Source organism: Raoultibacter timonensis (genome assembly GCF_900240215.1).
Taxonomy (GTDB): Bacteria; Actinomycetota; Coriobacteriia; order Coriobacteriales; family Eggerthellaceae; genus Raoultibacter; species Raoultibacter timonensis.
On the sequence record NZ_LT964679.1, the window covers coordinates 1,868,706 to 1,893,609 of the forward strand.

19 protein-coding genes are annotated in these 24,904 nt (G+C 59.9%); 4 read left to right on the forward strand and 15 right to left on the reverse strand.

Annotated elements, in window-relative coordinates; all coding sequences use genetic code 11:
• Positions 1-7: 7 nt before the first annotated feature.
• From C1722_RS08270 to C1722_RS08305, 7 genes are all read right to left on the reverse strand, one after another.
• Positions 8-814: a helix-turn-helix domain-containing protein gene (locus C1722_RS08270; protein WP_102378802.1), complete on the reverse strand. Its 807-nt coding sequence runs from the start codon at positions 812-814 to the stop codon at positions 8-10.
• Between the two features lie 1,148 nt (positions 815-1,962).
• On the reverse strand, positions 1,963-2,493 hold the full coding sequence (locus tag C1722_RS08280; protein WP_102378804.1) for a methylated-DNA--[protein]-cysteine S-methyltransferase: 531 nt from the start codon (positions 2,491-2,493) through the stop codon (positions 1,963-1,965).
• Between the two features lie 54 nt (positions 2,494-2,547).
• Positions 2,548-4,311, reverse strand: a complete 1,764-nt coding sequence (locus tag C1722_RS08285; RefSeq protein ID WP_102378805.1) for a DNA-3-methyladenine glycosylase 2 family protein — start codon at positions 4,309-4,311, stop codon at positions 2,548-2,550.
• 116 nt (positions 4,312-4,427) lie between these two features.
• Positions 4,428-4,970 (reverse strand): NYN domain-containing protein, encoded by a 543-nt coding sequence (locus C1722_RS08290; protein WP_102378806.1) that lies wholly within the window; start codon positions 4,968-4,970, stop codon positions 4,428-4,430.
• A gap of 7 nt (positions 4,971-4,977) precedes the next feature.
• Positions 4,978-5,727, reverse strand: coding sequence for a 23S rRNA (guanosine(2251)-2'-O)-methyltransferase RlmB (gene rlmB / locus C1722_RS08295; RefSeq protein ID WP_102378807.1), 750 nt, complete (start codon positions 5,725-5,727; stop codon positions 4,978-4,980).
• 114 nt (positions 5,728-5,841) lie between these two features.
• Entirely contained in the window at positions 5,842-7,587 is a 1,746-nt protein-coding gene (locus C1722_RS08300; protein ID WP_102378808.1) for a sensor domain-containing diguanylate cyclase, read from the reverse strand.
• Between the two features lie 205 nt (positions 7,588-7,792).
• The gene (locus tag C1722_RS08305; protein WP_244902499.1) at positions 7,793-9,121 is read right to left on the reverse strand and encodes a lipase family protein; all 1,329 of its coding nucleotides are present in this window, start codon (positions 9,119-9,121) and stop codon (positions 7,793-7,795) included.
• Positions 9,122-9,594: 473 nt separating this feature from the next.
• Here C1722_RS08305 and C1722_RS08310 point away from each other — a divergent pair, with 473 nt between their 5' ends.
• From C1722_RS08310 to C1722_RS08320, 3 genes are all read left to right on the forward strand, one after another.
• A complete protein-coding gene (locus C1722_RS08310) occupies positions 9,595-11,505 on the forward strand; it encodes an FAD-binding protein (RefSeq protein WP_102378809.1) in 1,911 nt (636 codons plus the stop codon).
• Between the two features lie 44 nt (positions 11,506-11,549).
• Entirely contained in the window at positions 11,550-11,801 is a 252-nt protein-coding gene (locus tag C1722_RS08315; protein ID WP_102378810.1) for a 4Fe-4S dicluster domain-containing protein, read from the forward strand.
• 167 nt (positions 11,802-11,968) lie between these two features.
• Positions 11,969-13,378 carry a helix-turn-helix domain-containing protein gene (locus tag C1722_RS08320; protein ID WP_102378811.1) on the forward strand — a complete coding sequence of 470 codons (1,410 nt, stop codon included), beginning with the start codon at positions 11,969-11,971 and terminating at the stop codon, positions 13,376-13,378.
• A 252-nt stretch (positions 13,379-13,630) separates the two neighbouring features.
• On the opposite strand, the gene C1722_RS08325 is transcribed toward C1722_RS08320, so the two are convergent.
• Positions 13,631-14,080, reverse strand: a complete 450-nt coding sequence (locus C1722_RS08325; RefSeq protein ID WP_102378812.1) for a PIN domain-containing protein — start codon at positions 14,078-14,080, stop codon at positions 13,631-13,633.
• A gap of 530 nt (positions 14,081-14,610) precedes the next feature.
• Here C1722_RS08325 and C1722_RS08335 point away from each other — a divergent pair.
• Entirely contained in the window at positions 14,611-16,716 is a 2,106-nt protein-coding gene (locus C1722_RS08335; protein WP_102378814.1) for a DUF6541 family protein, read from the forward strand.
• On the opposite strand, the gene C1722_RS08340 is transcribed toward C1722_RS08335, so the two are convergent.
• The 7 genes from C1722_RS08340 to nrfD (C1722_RS08370) form a co-directional block, all read right to left on the reverse strand.
• Positions 16,690-17,505, reverse strand: coding sequence for a TorD/DmsD family molecular chaperone (locus C1722_RS08340; RefSeq protein ID WP_102378815.1), 816 nt, complete (start codon positions 17,503-17,505; stop codon positions 16,690-16,692). The genes C1722_RS08335 and C1722_RS08340 overlap by 27 nt on opposite strands.
• A gap of 100 nt (positions 17,506-17,605) precedes the next feature.
• Positions 17,606-18,826, reverse strand: a complete 1,221-nt coding sequence (gene nrfD, locus C1722_RS08345) for an NrfD/PsrC family molybdoenzyme membrane anchor subunit (RefSeq protein ID WP_102378816.1) — start codon at positions 18,824-18,826, stop codon at positions 17,606-17,608.
• Between the two features lie 12 nt (positions 18,827-18,838).
• Entirely contained in the window at positions 18,839-19,456 is a 618-nt protein-coding gene (locus C1722_RS08350; protein ID WP_102379594.1) for a 4Fe-4S dicluster domain-containing protein, read from the reverse strand.
• Between the two features lie 9 nt (positions 19,457-19,465).
• Entirely contained in the window at positions 19,466-21,874 is a 2,409-nt protein-coding gene (locus C1722_RS08355; RefSeq protein WP_102378817.1) for a molybdopterin-dependent oxidoreductase, read from the reverse strand.
• A 262-nt stretch (positions 21,875-22,136) separates the two neighbouring features.
• A complete protein-coding gene (locus C1722_RS08360; RefSeq protein WP_102378818.1) occupies positions 22,137-23,150 on the reverse strand; it encodes a slipin family protein in 1,014 nt (337 codons plus the stop codon).
• 6 nt (positions 23,151-23,156) lie between these two features.
• Positions 23,157-23,642, reverse strand: coding sequence for a GntR family transcriptional regulator (locus C1722_RS08365; protein ID WP_102378819.1), 486 nt, complete (start codon positions 23,640-23,642; stop codon positions 23,157-23,159).
• A 65-nt stretch (positions 23,643-23,707) separates the two neighbouring features.
• Complete coding sequence (gene nrfD, locus C1722_RS08370) at positions 23,708-24,760, reverse strand: NrfD/PsrC family molybdoenzyme membrane anchor subunit (protein WP_342352763.1); 1,053 nt, start codon at positions 24,758-24,760, stop codon at positions 23,708-23,710.
• Between the last annotated feature and the right edge of the window lie 144 nt (positions 24,761-24,904).

The following is a 24,904-nucleotide window of genomic DNA, read 5'->3' on the forward strand; positions in this document are numbered from 1 at the left end:
GCTCGTCCTACTTTCTGTAGTTGGGGTCACTTTCGATGACATGGGCAATGTAGTAGTAGATCGGAATCGTGAGGAACACGATCCAGGCGGGATGCCAGATGCCCCAGAAGAAACCGGCGAGCAAGAACACGATCACGCACAGGATCGGGTAGGGAAAGCTCGACCACGCGCCCTTGCGATGGCCGCCGTCGTTGATGTCGCCAACGGCGTTGCGCATTTCACGCTCGACGTAGGCGTCCTCCCACTCTTTGCTTCCAACAGGATACTGATGGGGAGACTGGGGCGGGATGCTCGGACCCGTCGCGTAGGCGCCCGGAGGCGGTGGTGTCTGGGCGGTATGGTACGGGGGCGCGGCGTAGGCGGCCGTCTGAGCCGGATGCGGCTGAGGGGCGCCTTGCGGGGCTTGGGCGGGTTGAGCAGCCTGAGATGCGGCGGCGTAGGCCTGCTGATCCTGCACTGCCTTCGCCGCGGTCTGGGCCGCTTGGGCTTGTGCAGCCGCCGCAGCCGCTTGGGCCGCGGCAACGCTCGCCTTCTCGGCTGCCGCTTGCGCCTTCTCTTCGGCGGATGCGTTGCGATCCTGCGCCTCGTAGATTATATCGTCTTCCAAATCCTCATCGAAGCGGAGCAGCTCGTCGAGCGTCACGCCGTACAGCTTTGCGAGCGCAACGAGATTTCCGGTGTCGGGAGACGATTCCGCGCGCTCCCACTTCGATACCGCTTGGCGGGACAGTCCGAGCCTTTCGGCAAGCTCTTCTTGGCTGTAGCCCTTCTCGCGTCTCAGCTCTGCGAGGCGTTGGGCGATCTCGACGTTCATGAATGGTTCCTTCCGTGATGTTCGAGCCATGGCGTTTTCTCTTTCGTCGACGAACCCAACGGTACCGTTGCGGGCGCGGTTGCACTAGCAAGTCTGGTAATCATTTTACGCAACCGTCGGTTGCAACCGTGCATGAAGTGGGATTTTATCCGAAAAACAATCGTTTGTAACCAGGTACCCGATTCCGATTCGCGTAAGAAAACGGCAAGGTCGCGGCTCAACCGCGGTAAGGCTGGCATGCTACGCTGCTTCTATGGGTGTTTTCATCGGATACGAATCGGCTCTAGGATTCTGGCGATCGGACCATGCTCTCAACCGACCGCCGCTCACGCGCGCCCTTCCCTCAGCGAACCGCACTCCCGAACGAAGGGCCGTCGAATCGGCGGACTTCGCAAGCATCGGCATCGCGAAGCGCCCCGTCCATCTCATGATAGCCGACACCGCAAGCCGCACGCGCTCCGCATCCGCGCCCTGCCACGTGGCAACCTCGCTGCCGCCCACCGGGTTATTCGTCAGAGCGGGAGACGGCCTGTAGAGGCGCGCGGCTAGGCGCACAGCTTGGATGGACCCTTGCATCCCATGCCCAGTTCCCGCCGACGCTCAGGGACTCTCGTGCATGGGTGGAGACGATCCATACATACATACACCCATCCATGGGTGGGACTTTCTGCAGCTCTGCGATCCGTGCGACGAGGCGGATGGAACCGTCGTGTTTTAGCAAGGTCAATCGGGTTCCGCTGGTAAACCGGGATCGACGCGCCCTTGCAAGGCGCCCGGCAGCGGCCTGACGCTCCGAAGCCCCGAGCGGGCGCATGCCGACATCGGTTCGGCAACGGAAATCGGGCGTTGACGACAAAAACCGCCGATCTGAAGGATCGGTCGTTGCAGCAGGGAAAGGGCGGCGGAGCGCGGCTTTTCTTTACTTGGAGACAGTCCAGGTCGAGAAGGTGCGCCGTCCTTGGTTCTGACGGGTTTGCGATTTCGGAAGCGCAAACCTTCGTCGGATTGGGAGGATCCCCCAAACGAAATTTCTTGCGCCCAAGTGCCTGCTTTTCATGCGCTAACTTCTTACCTGATCGAGCGCAGCCCATTGCCGCTTACCAGCGATGCCGTCGAGCCGGCGCTTCGCGCGAAACCGCCGCCGACCGCTACAGCGCAGTGCCCTTCGTGGGGACGGTGAGTTTCGAAAGGTCGACGCCCTCGAGCTCGAGCAGTGCGATCTTGCGCGGCAGGCCACCGCCAAAACCCGTAAGGCTTCCGTTGGCACCCACGACGCGATGGCACGGCAAGATGATGGAGATGGGATTGTGGCCGACTCCCCCGCCCACGGCACGGGCGGATGCGCGGGCGCCCGTCTCTTCGGCGATCCGCTGGGCGATTTCGCCGTACGTTGTCAGCCGGCCGTACGGGATCTCGGCGAGCTGCCTCCAAACGCGTTGGCGAAACTCCGTGCCGCGCGGGTTGACGGGAGGAATAGGACCGGGGTCCTTGCCCCCAAAGTATGCGTCGAGCCACCTGCGTGCTTCGAGAAGGACCGGGAGATCGGGCCGAGCCTCGCACGCGCCGAGTGTAGCCTTGTCGTACTTCTGCTGCTCGAACCACAGACCCACGAGAGACTCGCCATCGCTGGCAAGCGTGATCGGGCCGAGAGGCGATTCGTATAGGTCGATGTAATCCATAGGTTTGCTCCTGTCGTTAGCCTGTCTGCACGGAGAATGCGCCGCTTGGCCGGTTTACGGGGCGGACTCAATCCCTTTGGCCGAACCGCTTTGCGAACGGGTGCCGACTTCTTTGCCGAAACCGCTTCGCAAAGAGGCGCCGGTCGCCTTGCCCGAAGCGGCTTTACCCCCCTGCGAGCCGAACGCGCTCGTCGCATGGGACGACCAAAGCGACATGACGGCATAGGACCGCCACGGCCTCCAGTTTTCGGAGAGCGCTGCGATTTCGCGCGGCTTCAGACCGGGAAAGGCGTCGCGCACCCCGAGATCCGCTGCCGGAAAGGCGTCGGGATGGCCGTAGGCGCGCATGAGCAGGTACTGCACCGTCCAATCCCCGATACCGGGGATGGCTTTGAGCGCCGCCGCGTCGGTCTCGAGATCGGCGCCGGGGTACAACCCCACCTCGCCCGAACAGACGGCTTCTGCAAGCGCGCAGATGGCACGGGCTCGCTGCCCGATGACGCCGAGCTCACCGAGTCGGTTCGCCGCGTCGGGCGCGCAAAACGCAACGGGCGGCGGAAAGGCTATGTCGAGCCCCTCGTAGGGCGTATCGACCGGATGCCCGAACTCGTGCGCGACCCGTCCGGCAAGCGTACCCGCCGCTTTCACGGTGATCTGCTGCCCCAGGATGGCCCGCACGGCCATTTCGAACCCGTCGAAACAGCATGGCAGGCGTACGCCGGCAATGCGGCGCGAACCGGGCACGCGCCCGTAAAAATCATCGAGACCCGCCTCGATCGACGACGGCAGGCAATCGGTGTCGAACAGGCGGCGCACGCGTGCGAGCACCAGCGGGAGATCGTCGAAAAGTTCGGGCGAGACCGTGACCGAGAGACGGCTTTTCTCCGATTCGTCCTCGACGCCGATCCAGCCGATACGCGGATAGGAAGCAGCCGTGCCGCCTGTCGCAGCCCGCGCTTCCCCATCGAAGGACGAGGCGTCGAGGCCGATGCGCGGCGAAGAAGCATCGAGACGCACCGTACGCGCATACGAGTCTTCGCGAACCGCCTCCACGCCGTCGATGGCTCGCATGCGCAAAAAATCAAGCAGCAGGTCGAAACGGAACGGCGGACGATACCCGACGTGCAGCACAATGGGGCCGGCGCCGGTCTGCGATATGCCCGAGGCTGCCTTGACGCGAAAGCGGCTCGGCGGCATGCGATAGCGTTCGGAGAAGGCATCGTTGAATCGGCGAACCGACGAGAATCCGCACGCGTACGCAACGCGCGTGATCGGCAGCTCGGTATCGGTAAGGAGGCTTTTAGCCAAAAGCAGGCGGCATGTGGTCCGGTACTCCGTCGGCGTGACGCCGAACGCCCGCGCGAACAGGCGTCGCATCTGACGCTCCGAAAGCCCGAGCTCGGCGGCGATGTCGGCAATCCCCCGGGCTCCCGATCCCTCGCGTATAAGCTGGGCGGCCCGCCTGACGGCGCGGTCGGTATCGGGGGCCAAGGGAACGCCGGGCGCGAGCTCGGGCCGGCACTTGAGGCAGGGGCGGAAACCCGCCGCCTCGGCTTCGGCAGCCGTCTTGAAGAACGTGCAGTTCTCGCGCTTGGGCCGTTTGGCGGAGCATACCGCACGACAGTAAATGCCCGTCGAGCTCACTCCGACGAAGAACAGCCCGTCGAGGCGCGGATCGCGCATGCCGAGCGCCTCCCAGCAGGTATCCCCATCCGGCAGCGGCGTGCCGAAGGATCGTTCGGCACCGAGCACTTCCTCGACTGCTTCGGCGCCATGCTTGGACTGGAACGGTTGTCGCGTTGTGCTCTGCTGTTTCATACGGTCTTCCTCCGCGCTTCGCTTCTCCACCAATGAAACCACACTAGAGGAACCTACGCTAGCCGTTTTCGGACACGAAAGTCGCACGGCACGCAGAACGCCGGGGCGGACGCCGGCTACTGCTGCGCAGCGTCCCTGAGCTTTTCGAGCTTGGCGCGCACGGCAGGATCGATGCGGTCGGCAACCGTGTTCTTCCTCGATACGCGCGGCGTTGCATCGAGTTCGTTTTCGACAAGGAGGTTGTTCATCTCCCAGCTGAAGTCGTTCGCGCTCATGCGATCGACCCCGCCGCCGAACACGGTATCCTGAATGGTGGCGTCGCTCGTAACCACAAGCGCTTCGATGCCGCGCTCGCGGGCATCGTGCGCGAGCTTCTCGATCACCTTGTCGGCCGACTGGCCCGAGGGCGAGAACATGATGCGCACGCCGCCAACCGATTCGGCTTCCCCGGTAGAGAACCTGTTCTTGGCACCGTCGAACACGATAACCGCTCCCCACTCATGACCGGCGTAGCCGACAACGTCGTTGATCAGCGTCTCGCGAGCGCGGTTGAACGCATCGTCGGTGTAATCGGGTCCGGCTATCTGCTTGTAGCGACTGCCCGAACGAAGCACGTTGTAGCCGTCGATGATGAGGATCTTTCTGCGCTGCTTTGCCATGGCGAATCTATGCGCGGTTCTGGCGCATCCACTCGTACATGCAAGCCGTCGCCGCCTGAGCCACGTTGAGCGAACCGACGTTGCCCTCCTGCGGCAGCTTCGTGAGGAAGTCGCAGACTTCCTGGGTGAGACGCGCCAAGCCTTCCCCCTCGTTGCCCATCACGAGCGCGATCTTGCCCTTGAGGTTGGAATCCCACACGACCTCTTTCGCATGCTCGCTCGCTCCGGCAACCCAGAACCCCTCCTTCTTGAGGCGCTCGATGACCTGCGCGATGTTGGCGACTTGGCTCACGTTGAGATGGCTTATGGCCCCCGCAGAGCTCTTATAGGTAGCGGCCGTCACGTGCGCGCTGCGCTTGTTGGGGATGACGATGCCGCTCGCACCCACCACTTCCGCCGATCGGGCAATTGCGCCGAGGTTCCCTGCGTCGGTGATATGGTCGAGCAGCACTACGAGCGCGGCGCCGTCGTGTTCGGCGGCATGCGCTTCGGCCGCATCGAGGATCGTCTGCACGTTGCAGTACTCGTAGGGCTTCGCCTCGGCCATGACGCCCTGATGGCTGCCCCGCTCCGACCTCTCGTCGAGGTCGCGGTGGCGCACGGTCTTTACGGGTACGTCGGCCTTTTTGGCTTTGCGCAGGATGTCTTCGACCAGCCCATCGCGCTTGAGGTTGTCGGCGATGAGGACCTGCTTGATGGGCACGTGCGTGCGCAGCGCTTCGATAACCGGACGCTTGCCTTCGATGTAATCTGTCATGGGGTGATGCTGCTCTTTCTCGGCGGTTTCGCTTTTCGCATCTATGGTACCAGAGACAGTCCCCGCCCGCCCATATGGGACGAAGCAGCAGAAAACGAGCAAGAACGAACTGCCCTACTGCTCGCCGTCGGCGAATTCGGTACGGTCCTTGCCCTCGCGCTTGGCTCGGTACAGCGCACGATCGCCCGCCTCGAACAGAAGCTCGTAGCTGTCGCCGTCTTCGCCTACCATCGCCATGCCCACGCTCAGCGTTACCCGACGGCCGGAAACCCGTATGTCGCGTACGGCATCGGACAAATCACCGGAAACCTCGACGGCGCGATCGCGGTCGGCGGTCGGCAGAAACGCCAAGAACTCGTCGCCGCCCACGCGGGCCGCTATGCCCCCGTTGTCCGCAAACGTACCCTCGATCGCACGGGCAACCTCGACAAGGAGATCGTCGCCCATCAAATGGCCGACCGTATCGTTTACCGTCTTGAAATCATCCACATCGATCACGTACAGAACGCCCGTGCCGCGTGCTAGGCAGTCCGCAAGCGCCGAACCCACCAGATCGTTTGCCGCAACCTGGTTGTACAGCTTCGTAAGAGGATCGCGGCGCGCCCTGTCCTCAAGCTCTTCGATGCGGCTGTGCTCGTCGGTCACGTCTTTCCAGCTGCCGATGACGCGCACCGGCTTGCCCGCCGGGTCGCGCACCACCATGATGTGCAGGCGCACCCAACCCTGCCGAGCGCCAGGTTCGACGGAGGATCTCCGCACATCGAACGTAGCCGTTTGGCCGTCCTCGAGCAGGTCGGGCAACCGCTTGAAATCTTCGAGCACCAGCCAGAAACCGTCTTTCATCCGGTTGCTGTAGCCGGGTATGCGGTGCTCTTGGAGCGGATTCTCGTCGGTAGCGCCCTCGGGGCGCCGGAACTCGACGAGCGTATCGGTTTCGACTTCGTATTCGAACAGCACGTCGGTTACGCTGCGCAGTGCCACGCGGTAGCGCTCCTGTTCCAACCTCAACTCTTCTTCGATGGTCTTTCGGGACGTGATGTCCATGATCACGCTGTTGATTTTCACCGTTCCGTCGGCAAGCGGAACCTTGCGGCCCGAATCGAGCACCCAGGCGAGCGTTCCGTCCTTCTTGCGAATGCGGTACTCCGTTTCGTACGTAGGCCCACTCGCAAAGCAGCGAGCCACATCGCCGAGAGCGTTTTCGAGATCGGGCGGGTAAACCGCTCCGACGGCCGTTCCGCCGCTCATCTCCATGAACTCGTCGACCGTGTACCCAAGCAGGCCGGCCAACCCCTCGTTGACGTAGGCGAACGTGTAGAGATCGTCGTCTTCGCTCACCTTGAGGCCACCGTTGGTGTTCTTCGTGATGAGATCGATCATCTCCGTCTTCTCGCGGAGGAGCTGCTGGAGGTATTCGTAGCTTTGGGTTCCCGCTTCGAACGGGAAATAGGGCTCGTCCTTCATCGCCTGATACGGGTTCGACACATGTACGTGGCGGATCTTCAGCGAACCGCCGTCATCGACGAGTTCGTAGCTGCATCGCTGATGTTCCTCGAGCACCATGCCCGATTCGGCGCCCGTGCGCACGCGGTAGCGCCCCATGACAGTGCAGGTTCGATCGGTTACGTTTACGAGATGGAACTCCTCCTCGGACACATCGCACGGCGGTGCGAGCGGCGCGCGCTCGACGAGGTAGGACACGATGCCGGCGGAATCGGTTGAGAACTCGATTTCGCCTGCGCCGATCCAGCTGAAATCATCGGCGAACCGCTCGACGACCCGATCGATTTCCTTACCGCCGTAAAACCGATGGACCGTATCGGATACGAATTCGACAGCGTGTCCGAAAAGCGGATTCATCCGACCTCACCTCCTGTGCCCGTACGTCGACTCTCATGCTATGCGCGAAGCCCTCGGCCATCGGCTTCGTGCCCGTTTAAAACAACCGTTTTGCTTATAGTTTCGAGTATACCGCTTCGGCCGTTCGTTCAGCCGATCATTATCACCATCGTCCGCATTATCGCGAACTCGGCAGATCGACCGTCGAGACCGACGGGCAACGCGGTCAGACGACCGTCATCCTACGGGAATCGACGGTTTGCATCCATGCGATGTAGGTATCGGGATAGTGGGCGGCGAGCGCCTTGGGGTAATCGATTCCGGCCAACGCTTGCACCGTGCCGACGACGCCTTCGATGCTGAGCATGTTCTCGAGAGAGGGAACCGTCTTCGCCGCCTTCACATCGAACGAATCGAGCGCGCCGAGATCCTCCGAACAGCAGGGGTTCGCGTACCCCGTATTAGCCTGAAACGCCGCCTGCATCGCCTCGTATTCGCGCGAGAACGTCGAATCCTTCACATCGGGAAGCTCGACGGTTGCCCCGTAATGTCCGTATCCCCAGGTGAACAGAGGAAGCTTCGGAACGATATCGGAAGGATTGGCTACGTTGAAGATATTGCCGTACGACGAAGCGTTCCGCTCGATCGACTGGGTCGATCCGGGGGCGGCGAACGTGTAGGCGTACACGCCGTCCGTTCGAGCGAGCGCACGGTCGGTTGCCGCCCTGTCGTCGAGATCGGCTGCAAGCAGATTCGCTACGGCACCGCCCCTGCTGTGCCCGGTTACGAGAACCCTCGTATGGTCGGGATCGGCCCCGATGCCTTTCGCGTACTGTTCGAGCGCTTCGGCGATCTCCGACTCCGCCCGCTTGAAACCTTGATGATCGGCGCCCGCCTCGCCGCCGGCCAGATTGAAGTTGCTCAACCATTCGATGCCGTAGCTGCCGCGAATGCCCACGAAAATGAGCGTTTCGTCGGGTTCGCCGTCGGCACCCTCGAGCGTCTTGGAGGCGAACGCGTACGCGGCGACGTCATGCGATCCCGCGAACAGGGCACCAATCTGATCGAGCACATGGCTGCGCAGAGCGAAGGATTCGGTGCGCACGTTGTCGAATCCGAGCGAGCTCAAAGCCTTCTCTGCGTAGGGAACGGCCCCATCGACGCTGCCGTAGAACTGCGACTCGGAGTTGACGACGGCGCTCAGCACCGCGCACGCCGTCGCAAGATCATGATTGTAGGTATGGGAATCGGCACGCAACCACGCATCGTCGAACGTCATCTGCGTGGAAGTGAGTCCCGACGGGTTCATGCGATCGTTGCCCGCCACTACTTCGCTCGTGTAGTCGACCGAAACGGTGATCGGCCCGTCAACCCGAGCTTGGCCCGCAGCTCCCTCGTGCTCGTACGCGTTGGCCTGCGGCACCGGAAGAAACCCGAAGACCGCGGCGCTGTAGCGCAGCTGGATGGAGAAAACGGATACGAGCATAAGGCAGAAGAAGGTCGTCGCCACAATGCGGGCAGCCGATCGGATCGATCGGGGGCGGTTCGTCGCCACAGGCCATCTCCCTCTCGTCGGGTTCCACTGGTCGGAAACACGTATCAACTTCCACCAGTATAGGGGGCAATCGCGCGGAAGATGCCAGCTGTCAGCTAACCGCGATTATATCCACACGTTTGTAAGGGTGGTGTAAGGTTCGGGCTGTACGGAGCGGATGACGGCCTCGGATTGGCCGCCCGGTCGCCCAGGCGGCCGCATCGCCCCTTACGCGCCCGGCACCCGGGAAGCGTCGGCGGAGACGAAGGCAAGAGCTGAGCGACCGTTCGGGGTAGATTCGGTGCCGTGCCGTCAGTACCTCATCATTTTCTTATGAATCGGCCTTTCATAAGATTCTTGGGGCTTCATTCGTACGTCCGCTCGCTATCGTTGCGGTCAGGCGCAATCGCATGAGTCCACGCGTGTCACCAGCTGGGACTCGCGCCAACAAGACGGATGCGCCCAGCAGAAACACCGAGGAGTAGGGAGCAAATATGACCATTGATCGCAGACAGTTCTTGCAAGGCGCTGCCTTTGTCGGCGGAGCGACGGCTCTTGCCGGGCTTACGGCCTGCTCGGGAGGAACCCCGAAGAGCCAAGACGAAACGAAGGCGACGGGTGGAAACCCGCAGGAGCCGGTTATCACCGAACTGCCCATTCCCGAAGCGGAGGCGCCGTCCGTTACCGAATACGAAACCGACGTGTTGATCGTCGGAGCCGGATTCGCGGGCATCCCCGCTGCCATCGAGGCCCAGGCGCAGGGCAAGTCAGTCCTTCTCGTAGACAAAGGGCATCCCGGCTACTCGGGATGCAGCCCGTTTCCCCAGTGCTACCAGTTCTTCAATGAAGAATGGGGCGACGATCGCGATGCCCAAAGGGAAGTCACCAAAGCTGCCGGCGAATACATCGCAAACCTCGACTGGTACAACGTCTACATGGACGAGTCGAAAGAATGCTTCGATCAGCTAGAGGAATGGGGTATTTTCGAACGATTCCCCAAGGCATCGGAAGCGGGAGATTATTTCGATACGAAGCGCTACCAAGACTACCATGATGAGTTCGCCCAGTACGATCGCCGCGCTCGCTGGAACCAGCTGCTTAAGGACAAAGGTATCGAAAGCGTCGAGTACACGATGATCACCGATGTCGTCAAAAAAGACGGTCGCGTTATCGGAGCCATGGGCCTGCACGTTCCAAGCGGTACCGTCATGACGTTCAACGCCAAGGCAGTCGTGCTGTGCATGGGCGGCGGCGCTTACAAGAACGGTGGATGGCCCATGTCGGGCGATACGTTCGACGGCGACTGGATCGGGTATAATGCGGGAGCCTCGATCACCGGCAAAGAGTTCACGTACCAGATCGCCACCAGTTCGGTTGCACCGACATGCGGGTGGCGCGTGTACACGTGGGGATACCTGGAGAACATTCATCCGGTCGGCGGCATTTTCGGTGCCGAGGACGTACCCGAGAGGATCAAAACAAGAACCAGCACCATCGTCGGCAAGATCAACAAAGCCCGCAACGGCCTCGAACCGATCGATGCCGGCAAAACCTCCGACCAGCCGCTCGACAACGCGAAGAACTCGACGAACCCCGACGATCCGCGCATCATCGGCAACGATGTAGACCCCATGCCGTCACGAGACATCGACGGTGCAGCCGTTGGCAAGGGAATCCATAAGTGCGACGGGATCTTCTGCGGAGTCGACGATCTCGTGGGATACACGGGAATCCCCGGCCTCTACGCAGCAGGCGATACGCTTGCCTCGATGATCTACGGCTCCGTCTACACCCCCGGACAAGGGGGATCCGTTCCCGTATCCCACATACAAGGAAGGCGCGCCGCGAAAGCGGCGGCCGAGTACGCCGACACCGTCGACCTTGTAAAGATCGACGCCGACACCGTATCGTCGAAATCCGAGGAGCTGCTCGCACCAATGAGCCTCGAGACGGGATTCAGCCCCTACTGGGCGCAAGACGTGCTTCTCAGCATCATGGCTCCCTACTGGGTCGACATGGTCAAAGACGAACAGAGCCTCTCAACAGCTCTCGCAAACGTCATGCAATTGCAAGAAAACGTTGCGCCGAAGCTCATGGCAACGAACTCCCACGATCTGCGTACCGTGCATGAGGTTAAGCACAAGATCCTCAACGCCGAAATCAAGCTGAGGACGAGTCTCGAGCGGAAGGAAAGCCGCGGATACTGCTACCGAAGCGATTATCCCTATCGCGACGACGAAAACTTCCTCTGCTACATAACCGCTTCGAAAAACGAGGACGGAGAAATGGAGATCAAGCGGGTTCCCGTGAAAGACGAGTGGAAGGGCGATCTCTCGCAGCCCTACACCGAACGCTACGTTACCCGCCTTCCCGGCGAAGCCGAAGCCCTCGGCCTCCCCGAGTAGCAGACGCGTCGCACAGACAACACCCAACGATTGGAGGAAACACCATGAGCGTCGCTCGTTACGATTTGAACAAATGCATCGGATGCAAAAACTGCGTGACCATTTGCCCCATGGACGTATTCCGGTTCGACAGCTCGGAGATGAAATCGGTAATCGCCTACCCCGAAAGCTGCCAAAGCTGCGGGCAGTGTTTCGTGAACTGCACGGGACGCTCGCTTGTGATCACCTGGTACGAAGCGGGTCAGCCGATCACAACCTACCGCGCACCCGAAATACATGAATCTCAAACAGCCTAACCGACTGCAACCCAATACGAGGAAGGAGCCCCTTTGGGCTCCTTCCTCGTGCGCGGCATTGGTATAATTCCATTATCGAACGAACCCCCATTGCATGCTATATTGCTCTATGGCGGTTGAGGGAAAAACGGCGCCGGGGAATAGCGCCAATCACGAGAAAAGACGGCATGGGCATAGTAAAGCGCCTCGGAAAAACAAGCGATCCGTTCGCTGTGCTGAGCATGGCTTTTCTTTGGCCATGCCTTATTCCGACAACGTATTACACGACGATTGCCTCGAATGCAGCCGTGTCTTCACTCACGGACTTCCCGTTTTTCATCGTCTTCCCCTCCCTGTTGATCGTTGCGCTCGTTTTCGCCTTTCTGCTTGGAAGCCGCAAGCAAACTCCGGGGCCAGCATCCGTGCGCATGCTGGGCGCATGCGGTGCGTTCGGCGTAATCGGTCATGCCATTCTCTGCATTCCCCAAGCGTGGCCGGCGATTCCTGTCTGGGTTTTCGTCGTCGGGCTGATCCTTGCAGCAGTTTACGTGACGTCGTATTGCATTGCCGTCGGGGGGATGCTATCCCAAGGAGAGCCGGGACGCGTGGCCGTCGAAGCGGTCCTCTCCTTCGTCATCTGGGAACTCGTTTCGCTCGTCTTGAATCTGACGGGCACGAACACCGGGCTGGTGCTCGTGCTATCCCCCGCGCTCGCCACCTTGTTTGCACTGCTTGCGCAACCCCGAAAAGGCCATCCGCTCGACATTCGAATCGTCCGCTCGGAAATACCCTGGTACATGATTATCGGCAGCGTTGCTCTCGTGTTCTTCAACATTGTGTACGTGAAGATACTTTTCGCCCAAGATCCGAGCACGTCGGACTCTCTCCACGTGTTCACTTCGCTCGTTGCCCTCGTGGTCTCGTTCGGCATTATCGCATTCCTTAAGGGCAGATCGTTTTCGCCGAACACGCTCGTCGTGGTATTCGCAACGCTGGTAATTCTCTATATCGCCGCGCTGGTCGTCGTGCTGCTCATCACCGATCAGACGAACGTTGTTGTTAACAGGATATGGGCTGCAAGCGGGAGATGCTTTAAACTGTTCGTCTTTGTGGCGCTCTGTTGCCTCGTTAGCAGGAAGATCCTTTCGCCTATCGTCGCCTTCGGCTTCTTCCTACTAACCCTCGTCGCCCTTCCCGATTTCGTCTCTTTCGACCTCTCGTATCAGTCGCCTTTTCTCGACTGGATCATCCATACCGACATGGCAGGCCCCCTTGCGATCGTCGCCACGTTCGTTACCGCCGCCCTGTCGATCGTGTTTCTCGCCTTTGAAATGATGAAACTCTCAAAAGCCATCAGTCGTCGCCAAGACGACATTCACCAATCGATCTGCAAAACTGCTCTGGAGAACCGAAACCTCAGCGAACGAGAGCTGCAGGTCGCAGAATACGTGTACCGCGGCTACAGCGCAAAGAGAACCGCCGAGGCGCTGTATCTGTCGGAATCAACCGTGAACAGCCACACGAGGAATTTGTATCGGAAGCTCGGGATCCATTCGAAACAGGATCTGATACAGCTTGTCGAGAGCTTTAAGTACTGACTTCCGACCCTCGCGCTCGCACGGCTGCGCTATCGCATTTGAGCGGCACCTGGCCGCGCACTGCCTTTCGATAACCCTCATTGTCGTGCTCGCAGATACCCGAAGCAACCAACGGCTCGCTTACCTCTACGCGACGGATCGATGACTTTCCGGAAAGGTGCGCCTTAAGGCCGTGAAGCGGCTCGGTTAAGCGCACTTTGAAACCGGGAAGCTGCTCCGCCAAGCACGCCCCGAGACCGTATATCCGCTGCGCTAAGACTCTACCATCTCGTATTCCAGGCACTCGGGCTTGTAGATGGCAACGAACTCCTTGGGAGTCAGTGCGGGAACGGGCGACTTGAGGAAATCCTTCTTGTTGCGCGTGATGATGAAATCGATTCCGTTCCTTTCCGCAGCGTACGCGATGAGGGCGTCTTCGAAGTCATCCATGTCGCTTTCGTTCGCTCGCTTGCAATCGGCTGGTAAGGCGTCAAGAAGATCGAACATTTCCATGAGGCCGGCAATCGAGCTACGCGCTTGCCTTTTCGAAAGATATTTCCTTGCGGCAAGCACGTAGACGATATCGGAAACGGAGGAGACCGTCGCATACGGAACGAACCCTTTCGTCAGGGCAACATCGTAAGAAATATACGAGTGAAAGAAATCTTCCGACTTCCCAAAAATGTCTACCACGACGTTCGCATCATAGAGAATCTTCATCATACCCGAACCCCCGGTTCGGTTTTTCGCATCAATCGCTCATGACGAACGACATCGAGATCGAAATCAGGCGGAAGCTCTACACTGCCGACGAGCTGGCACAAAGCACGCCTTCTTCGCTCAAATATGTATTCGTTTCCGCCCTCGCCATCACGAAGCCATTCCGGCACCTTCTGCTCGTCCTCAAGATACCGGTAGAGCCTCCGGACGGCTTCCGATACGCTTACACCCTCACGCTCGAGCACGCGATCGCCGCTTCGCTTCAGATCCTCAGGCATACGAACATTCAACGTTGCCATTCCCATTGCTCCCCCTTTCAAAGAGTATCTTCAGCATACTGTATTGCATTACGTAATGCAATACAGTTGACATACGGGAAGGGCGCCTTGAACGAATCTCGCCCCGATACCCAAGCGCCTCGCCGAGCCGATCGACGCAGGTCGATTGCGCAACAGGCCAATACCGTTATAATCGTCCCTGACATTGTTCGAAACACGTTGAGCGCATCGTGCGCACGTTTTGAGGGGTATCCCATGTGGTTCACGCTGTTTCTCGCCGTTATCATATGCATTGCGGTACTGTACGTTCCCGGCTACCTGATCGGGCGCGCGCTTTCGCTGAAACGCACCGTCTCCTGCGCCGCAGCGCCCGCCCTCTCCCTTGCGCCGCTGGTCGTCTTGGGTGTAGTTTTCCGGACGGCGGGCATATCCTGCCACGCGTTGGCACTCGCTGCCGCCACTGGCGCGGTAACCCTCATCGCCTTCGCACTTGCCCGCGGCATCCAGGGCAAACGCTCGCGTAAACCCGGCCACGCGAACAGCACGCCCCAACCCGGCCAAACAACCCAGAAACCTCGCCCCCGACACGCCTCGCCTTCCGAACGCACCCCTGAGAAAAGCGACGCGCTTTCATCCCGCTTTACCTGGCAGGCCTTTGCCCTGTACGCATGCGTTGGGCTCGTCGTGTGCGCTTTCGTGTTCCTGACCGCCATCGACGGACCCGATTCTTTCGCACGAAAAGACGATACCACCGTGCATCTGTCCATCGTCCGCGCCTTTCTCGATTCGGGAACCTACTCCACGCTGCACAGCGGCTCTTTTCTCGATCAGGGAACCGCAGGCACGTACTACCCGTCCGCCTGGCATATCGTTGTCGCCATAGCCGCATCGTGCATCGGCGGCGGAGTGGATATCGCCACCAACGCGGCCACGATCGCTTTTACCGTCGTCGTGCTCCCGCTGGGAGTATGCCTGCTGCTCTGCACCATATTTCCGAATCGACGCGGAGTCGTTCTGGCGGGATCGCTGTTCGCAGCGAGTTTCGCCATCATGCCGTGGGGATTTCTGACGAAAGGCCAGCTTCTGCCCAACCTGGCGTCCTTCGCGCTCATCCCCGCCGCCATCGCGCTGTTCGTATCCGCCGTTGAAGCGAACGACAGGGGAACCCGCGCGCGCCTTGCCGCAGGGGCGCTCATCGCGCTCGTCTCCATTGCGCTCTGCCAACCGAACGGCGCGTTTACCTGCGTCATCGGAATGACTTCCTACGCCCTCTGCCGCATCTTCCGCCGCCCAGACGACAAGCGCGCCACTATCACACCGAAAAGGATCGCCTGCGCCGTCGGCCTCGTAGCGGGCGCCTGTGCATTGTGGGCGGTTTTGTACCTCGCTCCCCCCTTGCGCAGCGTGGTCACGTACGGGCCATGGGACACCCTGCTGTCGTTTCCCGAGGCGGTACTGTCCGTCCTGTCGTTCATGTACGTGAAATGGGGCGGCATCCAGCCGTTCTTGTCGATCGCAGTGCTCTTCGGCCTGATTGCCTCGCTGCGCGACCGCCGTTGGCTCTGGCTTGCCGTAGCCTACGTGATCACGCTCGTCATCTACATGGGCAACGTATGCACTGATGGGGTTTTGCGCCAGGTGATTTCCGGATTCTGGTATTCGGACTACTATCGCACGGGCGCCATGAACGCGCTGTTCGCCATCCCCCTGGCAGCACTCGGGTTCGCTTGGCTGGTACGCCTTCTCGGCTCCGCTCTCTCCCGGCTCCTAAAGGTTGGCGAACGCAAAAACGCATACGCGGCAGCGGCGCTCACAGTCGTTTTCGTGCTATGTCAAGCGATGCCCTTCCAGATAAGCCTCGGAAAACGCTCGATAGAAAACGGACTGCCCGCAATGCGGGATCAGGTGGCAAGCCTGTATTCGTGGGACGACATCTACACCTCAGAAGAGCGGGCTTTCGTGCAGCAGGCTGCTGCACTCGTCGAGGAAAACGCCACGGTGATCAACGTTCCCAACGACGGAACGGCTTGGTGTTACGGAACCGACGGGTTGCGCGTGCTGTTCCGCCGCACCGGAGACAACGGCAGCAACCCCTTCCCTCCCGCAACAAACGAGATCATCCGTACGCGCTTGGCTAACATTGCCGCCGACGAAGAGGTGCAGCAGGCGATCCGCGAAGTAGGCGCGAGATACCTCATTCTGCTCGACGACCCCACGGGAGACAATCCCACGATAACCGACCAACGCTACGAAGCCGCCAAATGGGTGGGCCTCGAGTCGGTCACAGCCGATACGCCCGGCTTCACGCTGCTGCTGAGCGAAGGAGACATGCGGCTATACCAGATCGACGAGATCGCCTGACAGCAGCTTTTGCGGATGCCCGCATTCGGCAAAGGAAGGCGCGGCCGAACCGAATCCGAGTCTCGGCCGCCGAGACTCGGTTGCCGAAGGCACCTCATCGCATCGCAAGGCCATCCAATCCCGAGTCCGCAGCGCGTCCGCGTGCCATGTCAGCACGCTTTCCGCCAGTCCGAGCAACACGGCGAAGTAACCGTCGGGATGCGTCTGCGCTATCCGTTCGCGGAAGCCGCCGATCCAGTCCAACGGATGGCCCGTGATAAAGCCGAGCACAGCCAGCGCATTCGAATCGGCCCCACTGGAAGCTTCTCGAGGTTCGCCTCCCGCAGCAAACCCCAACGAGGCACATTGCGTAGACAGGTACAGAAGCTCGATTCCCATATGGTCCTCGTATTGGTTGTTCTCGTTGCTGAGCTCCAAGCCGGACTCGCGCAGGATCCGCCTCATCTCGAACGTCGGGTTCCCGAACCCCACCGTTGCATGGTCCGACCGATACATTGTTTCCCACGGGGGCGCTGCAGGCGAAGGTGGTCCGATGAACAAGCTCGTGTATTCGACCGAGACCCGCAAAACGACATCCTCCCCGTTAGAAACATGCGAAGCAGCCTGCTCTGCGAAGCGCCTGCAGCGAGCGATCGCTTCGCGAATCGAAGCATCTCCGAAATCGGGAAACGAAGCCCAGAAGCCGGGATCGATGCCCGCATCGGCTGTCTGCGTCATCGGTTTGAGCAGCGAATTGCCGATAAAGCCGTATACGTCGGCTAAATCGCTCCATGGGATGTTGATAGACATTGCAATCTCCTTTTGACTGGCAACGGGAGCGAGGCGGTACGGCGCTCGCGGGTTGGGAGGAGGCCGCCCGTATGTCGAGCGCTACAGGCGGCCCAGAAAATCAAGCGATTTCGCCGATTGCCCCTTTCCCGGAAGACTCGGCATCCGCAGCAGCACGGTTGCCGGGGAGCAGTTTCCTGCAGAGAACCATGAACGAGAGGATACCGAGCGACACGACGCCGACGACAACGACGATCTCAACCCACGTGGGCGCATAGGCTCCCGCGAGAGCCCACACATCGGTGCCCGAGGCGTGGGCGGCGGCCGACGATCCCGATATAACCCCTGGCGCGCCTGCTACATTGAACTCGATGAACGAGGTGAGCAGCAGCCATACGCGCTTGCAGAACACGCCGACGATCACGCAGATGCTTGCAAAAGCGACCAGCCCCATGCGTGCGCGATTCTTCGCGAATACGAGGATGACAAACGGAATCAAGATGCCCGCTACGATCTCGAACCAGAAGAACGGCGCCGTAGCTCCGGTTGCCATGATCGCAAGCGTCTCGGTGCCCGCGGCACCGGGATACGCCATGGTGAGAATTTCGCAACCGACGAAAAATCCGTCGATTGCAATGCAGACGGCGAGCAGCCCCGCAAGGTTCGACAAGAGCTTCTTGTCAGTTTTGAACAGGCCCGATCTGTTCAGCCCCATAAGGGAGAGCAGCAGCAGGGCGAGGCCCGAATCCATCGCCGACACCACGAACAACGGCGCCATGATGGCCGAGTACCAGCCCTCGCGCGCAAGTTCTAAGCCGAAGATCCAGGCCGTCACGCTGTGCACGAGGATGGCCACCGGCAGCGCGAAGCGGGACACGATGGCCACGCGATCCTGCGCCCCGGACTTCTTCGACAACATGAACACCAGGTAGATCACGTTGATCACGAGATACAAGGAGATCACGCAGATGTCCCAGAACAGGGGCGACATGACGTTCGGCGAGAGCAGCAGCTGGTAGATGCGCTGGATGCCGCCGAGGTCGATGAGCACGAACATGCCCGCCAGGCAGATGCACACGGTTGAGAGGATGACCGCGGGCAGCGCCACCTTCTTGTACTCCTTCACGTGGAAGACCGACGCCGAGGAGGCCACGATGAGGCCGCCGGCCGAGAGTCCGACGAAGAACATGAAGCAGGTGATGTAGAGGCCCCACGAGGTGCCGTTGTTCATGCCGGTGACGCCGAGGCCGCCCATGATCTGGTAGATCCAGGCGGCGACGCCCGCCGCCGTGAGCACCGCGAGCACGCCCGCGGCAGCTTTGAATTTAACTGAAGTTTGCATCGTGCGCACCCCTTAATTGAAGTAGTGGACTTGCGGACGCGTGCCCTGTTCTTCCAGGAGTACGCCAGCCTTCTTTTCGCGAACGAGCCGCGAGATCTCGCTCTCGGGATCATCGAGATCGCCAAACGTACGAGCTTTCGAAAGACAGCAGCGAACGCACATGGGCTCATCTCCCCTGTCGGTACGCTCTTTGCAAAGCGTGCACTTCTCGACTACGCCTTTCGGCCTTACGGGAACGTCTTTGTCTCCGTAGTTGAAATCGGGATCGCGAACCGGGTCTTCCCAGTTGAAAACACGTGCGTTGTACGGGCATGCCGCCATGCACATGCGGCAGCCGATGCACTTGTCGTAGTCGATCTCGACGCGCCCCTTGTCGTCTTTGTACGTTGCACCCGTTGGACAAACCCTCAAACAGGCCGGATTCTCGCAATGTTGGCAGGCGATGGGAAGGTAGGATCGGGTAAGGTTCGGATAGGTTCCAACCGCTCCGACCTCGAAATCGCAATCTTCGACCACTACCCGATTCCAGGCGAGGGACATCGGAACGTTGTTTTGCATCTTACAAGCCATCACGCAGGTGTTGCATCCCGTGCAGCGGCTCAGATCGATTGCTAGACCAAATCGCGTCATATTGATCACCTACGCTTTCTTCACTTCGACAAGCGTGTCGTTAAAGGGGATCACGCGTCCCTTCGGCAGCGCCGGTCCGCGGTCGATCGCAGTGTCGTTCGTCACACTCTGGATCGCGCCGCTTTCAAGATACTTGTCCCATATGCCTTCGACGACGGCCACGGTGCCCGGGCGGATGGCGTTGGTTATCACGCATTCGCAGGAAAACGATCCTCTGTCGTTAACTACTTCGACAATATCCCCCGAAGCAAGCCCGCGCGATTCGGCGTCCACGGGATTCATCTCGACGCTCGGCTTAAAGAATTGCTGTATCCACGTCGAATCGACCATGTTGCAATGGATGTGGTATTTGGTTCTGCGTTGAAAGAATTGCAGCGGATACTCATCGCGCAAGGGGTTGCCGGCATACGCTTCGCAGGGATCCTCCCATGCGGGAAGCGCCTGACCGTAATTGACCAGATTCTCGTAATACAGGTCGATCTTACCCGATGCGGTGGCGTATTTCTGCCCCACGTAGCTGCGGGCTATTTCCGGTTGGTCGTTGAGCGCCACAACCCCGTTGGATTCAATAAGCTCTTCAAGCGTGATGCCCTTGACCGCTTCGTCTTTGGCGTTGTCAAGCTGATAGCGAACAAGCTCCTCGTAGCTTTCGGGGATGGCATCGCCGTATCCAAGTCGTTTTGCGATCTCGGTTTCGATCCAGAAATCGGTCCTGCTCTCGAACAGGGGATCGAGAACCTTCTGCTGGAGCAAGGCATGGCCGCGTAGAGCACGAAGCGATCCGATTTCTTGATCAAGCTCGAAGTGAGAGCAAGTGGGAAGCACGATATCGGCATAGTCGACCGATGGAGTGTGGTATATCTCCTGCGCCACGACGAAGTCGAGGGTATCGATCCACTTTGCCGTCTCGTTCATGTTTGCGCTACACTGCTGGATGGCCCCGTCTTGGAAATACAGCATCCGTATGCCGCTTTTGTCATCGCGGATGTCGACGCTTTCTTTCGGGGCAGAAGCCGCTTTGCATTCTTCGGGCAGCGGCCAATTCGGTAGCTTGCCTGCGCCGAAAACCTTCTGGTACGCATTCACGTACGCGCCGGCACCGGCGCCGTCCTCGGATCCAAACGTCCCCACCAAAGTCGCCAAAACCACGGCCGCATGCCCGGAAACGTCGGCATTCGAAAACTTGTCGGCGCCGCCGAATCCGAACGACAGAATAGAAGGCCCGTTGCATGCGTATTTCTCGGTAATCTCCCGAAGCACCTCTTCCGAGACGCCGGTTTTTTCTGCCGCCCACTCGATCGGGTATGCCTCATGCTGCTTCTTGAATTTGCGGAATACCGTCGAGTAGGTTTTCCCATCGATTTCGATGGAAGCATCGAGCTTCGGGTCGACGCCATCCGCATCGTAGGGCTGCATCGAATCGCTTACTGCATCCCACACCATAAACGGGTTGTCGGCGCCTGTCTCCTTCGGGGACTCCGCAGGATGGTCGCGCAGGAGCGAACCGTCGGCCTCGTCAACCAGAAACGGCATACTTGTATTCTCCCTGAGGTAGGCCTCGTCGTACCACTCGTTTTCGAGAATGAGTGACATCATGCCCAAGTAGAGCGCGGCATCGGTGCCGGGTTCGATGGGTATCCACCGCGAGCTTTTCGCAGCCGTCGTGCAGTAGTTCGGATCGATCGTGATAATCTCGGCCCCGGCTTCCAGCGCCTCAAAGAAATACGGCGCAGTCACCATGCACGTTTCGAGAACGTTGCACCCCACGTTGAGAATCGTCTTGGCGTTCTTCCAATCCTTCATCTCATTCGAGGCCGCGCCCTGCCCGCCCGATTCGGCGATTGCAGGCGAAAAGCCGTTGCCGAGGCCAATGTCGATACCGCGATGCGGCTTCTCTTGGGCTCCGAGAATCCTCCCGAGGTTAACCGAGAGCGTATCGACCGACGGCATATAGGCGATCGCCTGCTTGCCGTAGTCGCTCCACACCTTCTGAATGCCCTGAGCTACCGCGTCAAGCGCCTCGTCCCAGGTGATTTCCACGAATTCGCCTGACCCGCGCTCACCCACTCGCTTGAGCGGAACCTGAAGGCGGTCAACGCTGTAAACGTGTTGTATTTCCGAAATGCCCTTAAGGCATATGGTTTCGTTTCTTTTATCGGGCCAATCGTTTGGCTCGATAAAAGCCATGCGCCCGTCGCGTACCGTGCATTTCAAATGGCAGTTACACTGGCAGTGCCGATAATGAAACGTATAGCCGGTCCTTTCCTGCTCATCGGCATGGGCCTGAGCTGGCGCAAGCCATTCATCGGCCGTCAACATAGCGGTTCCCGCTAGGCCCAATGCCCCAACGGCGGCACCGGAAGCCTTGAGGAAGCTTCTGCGCGTAAGCACGTTCTGCGAACCGTTCGCTTCTGACATCTCTCCTCCTTAACAATCGCGTCCCACCACCTACACTGCCCGATCCGTCGATCGCTGGGCACTCGTCAGCGCGGTAGACACTCCTCGTCATTCGAGAATCGGCCGATTCCACTATCTGCACTATACGAAATAATCATATGACAATCAAGAATTGTCATATGATTATTTCTGCAATCTTTATTCTATTTTTAGAATAAAGATTAGCAGGTATTTTTAGATTATCCCAGATCAGCAATCTATATATTAGTGATATCTTACTTTATTAACCTTTAAAGGAGTCCTTCAAGGTGTCGGGAAGCACGTCGCCAAAACCCTCCGAGAACGAGCTCGGAACGACCACCGTTCCCCCAGTTTCGCGGACGCTTTCGTAGAGCAGATGCATTGCGCGCAATCTCAACGCCGCGTCGTTTTTGGAGTAGGAATCCCCCATATCGTCCATCATCTCGCAGATGTCCTGCTCGGCTTCCATGAGGATGATGCGCGCTTTCTTGCGCTGCTCCGCCTGCGCCTCGAGCGACATCGCTTCTTGCAACTCTTTGGGCAAAAGGATGTCGCGGACCTCCACCGAGAGGATCGTGATGCCCCACGGTGCAACCTTCTCCTCGAGAATGCGCTTGAGCTCGCGATCCAGCTGTTCTCGCCGTATCGCAACCTCGGCGACGCCCGCGCGCCCGATCGCATCGCGCAGCGCCGTTTGCGCGGCTAGCTCGACGGTTCGCGTGAAGTCCCCCACCTCGGTACACGCCGCCTTTGCGTCCCACACCATCCAGAACAGAACGGCGTTCACGTCGAGGGGCACCAGATCGGCGGTGAGCGTCTCCTCCGCCCCAAACGACGTTGCCCGGACGCGTCCGTCAACGCGCATCGTATTCTGCTCGACGATCGGAATCGTCCAGAAAAGCCCGGGACCCGATACGCGATTGAACTTGCCGAAGCGCAACACCACGACTTTCTCCCATTGCTGGGCGATATGGACCGAAGACATGACAGCCAAGGCAACCACAAGCGCGATCAGCAGCGATGCTACGCCCAACTCGCCCTGCAGCACCCATGCGGCTCCCAACGCTGCGCAAAACGAAACAAGGAACACAACCGCCGAGAACAAAACAACGCCCGCATTCGAAGCCCGCTCCCCTACCACTTCCGTACTCGCGTCGGGAACAACCCGGAACCGCGATCTCGGCCGAGAGGAACCCGCGTCCCCGCAGTGGCTGCCGGCAGACGACCGGCCCGCAGCAAAACCCGCCTCATACGCTTTCTCTTTCCCGATTGCCATGGCGTCCTACCTTTCGCCCTCGCGCTTCGCGCGCTTTGCGGAAACGTCGATCGTTACAATTCGCCCCGGCCCCATCGCCGACGAGCCCTCGCCGACATCCGTCAAGCCCTCGGCCTTCTTGATCTGCTTGATTTTCTTGGCCATGCACTTTTCGATATCGTCGAGCGAGAGTCCCAGATCGCGGCATGCCATCACGCAGTCGTCCATCAGCCGTTCTATCTCCGTTGTATACTCTTCGTCCATCTCGGCATCGAGATCGCGTACGAACACCCCGCGCCCTCGCGTCGACTCCAGATACCCATCGGAAACAAGGCTCAGATACGCCTTGTTAACCGTGTTGTAGTTGATCGATATATCCGATGCGAGCCCGCGCACCGTGGGAAGCTGGTCGCCTGGCTTGAAGTACCCCGAATTGATAAGGTAGATCAGCCGCTGCCGTAACTGCACCCAAAGGGGCACATCGCTTGTCGTATCAACCTCAAATGGTAACATCGCTCACCTTACTAATCTTCGCCGCCTTTACCTCGCCTGCTTCAACCCACCACCGCAAGCCGACGTCACCCGCCCGCAGCGATGGCCAGCACGGGATGCATTCCCGCCTCCACGATACAGAACCGCATGACGAAACCGCCGAACAGCACACACGCCGAAGCAGCAAGTGCCAGCCTGCGCGGCGTGTGACCCACGCGCGCCCTGCGCAAAAACACCACCTCGAGCGCCAAAGGCGCCGCAAGGCCCAAGCCTGCGAACCCCACCCACCATAAGCCCGCGTTCGAACCCGCAATCAGATCAAGATACGAGTTCACCGCAGCCTCGCTCGTACCGCTCGCGGGTGCGTCGACGGCTCCTCCGCACGCCGCGAGAAACGCCGCAACCGCCGCAATCTCGAGCAGAACGACAACCGCATCGCACAAAACGATCCGCCTGAACAGAGTGGCAAACGCCGTACCGGCCTCGCTGATATGGGCAGCGCCTACGAACAGGGCGATCCCGCACGAAAGAGACGAGAGCACGAACACGGCAGGCAGCCAGAACACCGCCCAAAGCGGCACCGCAGCCAAGCTCTGCAGCAAAAGCCCCGTGTACACCATCGCAACCGCCGCAACGGGTACGGCGAGAACCCCGAAGAAGCGCACCCAACCCAAGGGCACGCCCCGAACAACGCCCGCCCACGCCAAAGCAAGCATGACGGCGAGCGCACAGCAAGCGGCGTAGGCATAAGCCCCGACGACGATGTGGGAAAACGTCGGCGTAGACAGCAACAGCAGCAGCCGATCGGCCCTGCCCAGATCGGCGACCAAGCACAGGACGCCCAACAACAGAACAACCAGAACGCATCCGTACGCTGGAGCAAAGAGCTTCCGATACGTGCTCGGTGCCCAGAAAACCGTCTGCGACGCGCGACGCGCCCGATCGGGATGCGAAACGGCGATGCACTCGCCGGGCACGAGCAAGCCCGCAACCGCGAGCACGAGGCACGCACCCGCGCCCGCCCCGCCAAGGAAGAGATAGAGTACGATCGACATACCGAACATGATCCGCCCCTCATGGCATGGTTCCAAAGGCCCGCTCGACCCGTTCGTCGTTGCGACGGGATTATCATAAGACAATAGCCTCGATCATTGTACGCGAAGCGGCGGGAAAACGCACCTGAGTTATTCGGCGATGCGATGAGAATTCATATCCCGGCCATGCGGCGGCGCATGCGCGCTAGCCTCCTGCGACCAGCGCACGGTACGGCCTTCGAAACCGTC

Excerpts from the sequence above, each read along its gene's own strand:
- nrfD (WP_102378816.1), bottom strand. The coding sequence starts at position 18,826 with ATGCAAACTTCAGTTAAATTCAAAGCTGCCGCGGGCGTGCTCGCGGTG.
- C1722_RS08315 (WP_102378810.1), top strand. The coding sequence starts at position 11,550 with ATGAGCGTCGCTCGTTACGATTTGAACAAATGCATCGGATGCAAAAAC.
- C1722_RS08335 (WP_102378814.1), top strand. The coding sequence starts at position 14,611 with ATGTGGTTCACGCTGTTTCTCGCCGTTATCATATGCATTGCGGTACTG.
- C1722_RS08325 (WP_102378812.1), bottom strand. The coding sequence starts at position 14,080 with ATGATGAAGATTCTCTATGATGCGAACGTCGTGGTAGACATTTTTGGG.
- C1722_RS08280 (WP_102378804.1), bottom strand. The coding sequence starts at position 2,493 with ATGGATTACATCGACCTATACGAATCGCCTCTCGGCCCGATCACGCTT.
- C1722_RS08320 (WP_102378811.1), top strand. The coding sequence starts at position 11,969 with ATGGGCATAGTAAAGCGCCTCGGAAAAACAAGCGATCCGTTCGCTGTG.
- C1722_RS08270 (WP_102378802.1), bottom strand. The coding sequence starts at position 814 with ATGAACGTCGAGATCGCCCAACGCCTCGCAGAGCTGAGACGCGAGAAG.
- C1722_RS08310 (WP_102378809.1), top strand. The coding sequence starts at position 9,595 with ATGACCATTGATCGCAGACAGTTCTTGCAAGGCGCTGCCTTTGTCGGC.
- C1722_RS08340 (WP_102378815.1), bottom strand. The coding sequence starts at position 17,505 with ATGTCTATCAACATCCCATGGAGCGATTTAGCCGACGTATACGGCTTT.
- C1722_RS08290 (WP_102378806.1), bottom strand. The coding sequence starts at position 4,970 with ATGGCAAAGCAGCGCAGAAAGATCCTCATCATCGACGGCTACAACGTG.
- C1722_RS08365 (WP_102378819.1), bottom strand. The coding sequence starts at position 23,642 with ATGTTACCATTTGAGGTTGATACGACAAGCGATGTGCCCCTTTGGGTG.
- rlmB (WP_102378807.1), bottom strand. The coding sequence starts at position 5,727 with ATGACAGATTACATCGAAGGCAAGCGTCCGGTTATCGAAGCGCTGCGC.
- C1722_RS08360 (WP_102378818.1), bottom strand. The coding sequence starts at position 23,150 with ATGGCAATCGGGAAAGAGAAAGCGTATGAGGCGGGTTTTGCTGCGGGC.
- C1722_RS08300 (WP_102378808.1), bottom strand. The coding sequence starts at position 7,587 with ATGAATCCGCTTTTCGGACACGCTGTCGAATTCGTATCCGATACGGTC.
- C1722_RS08350 (WP_102379594.1), bottom strand. The coding sequence starts at position 19,456 with ATGACGCGATTTGGTCTAGCAATCGATCTGAGCCGCTGCACGGGATGC.
- C1722_RS08285 (WP_102378805.1), bottom strand. The coding sequence starts at position 4,311 with ATGAAACAGCAGAGCACAACGCGACAACCGTTCCAGTCCAAGCATGGC.
- C1722_RS08355 (WP_102378817.1), bottom strand. The coding sequence starts at position 21,874 with ATGTCAGAAGCGAACGGTTCGCAGAACGTGCTTACGCGCAGAAGCTTC.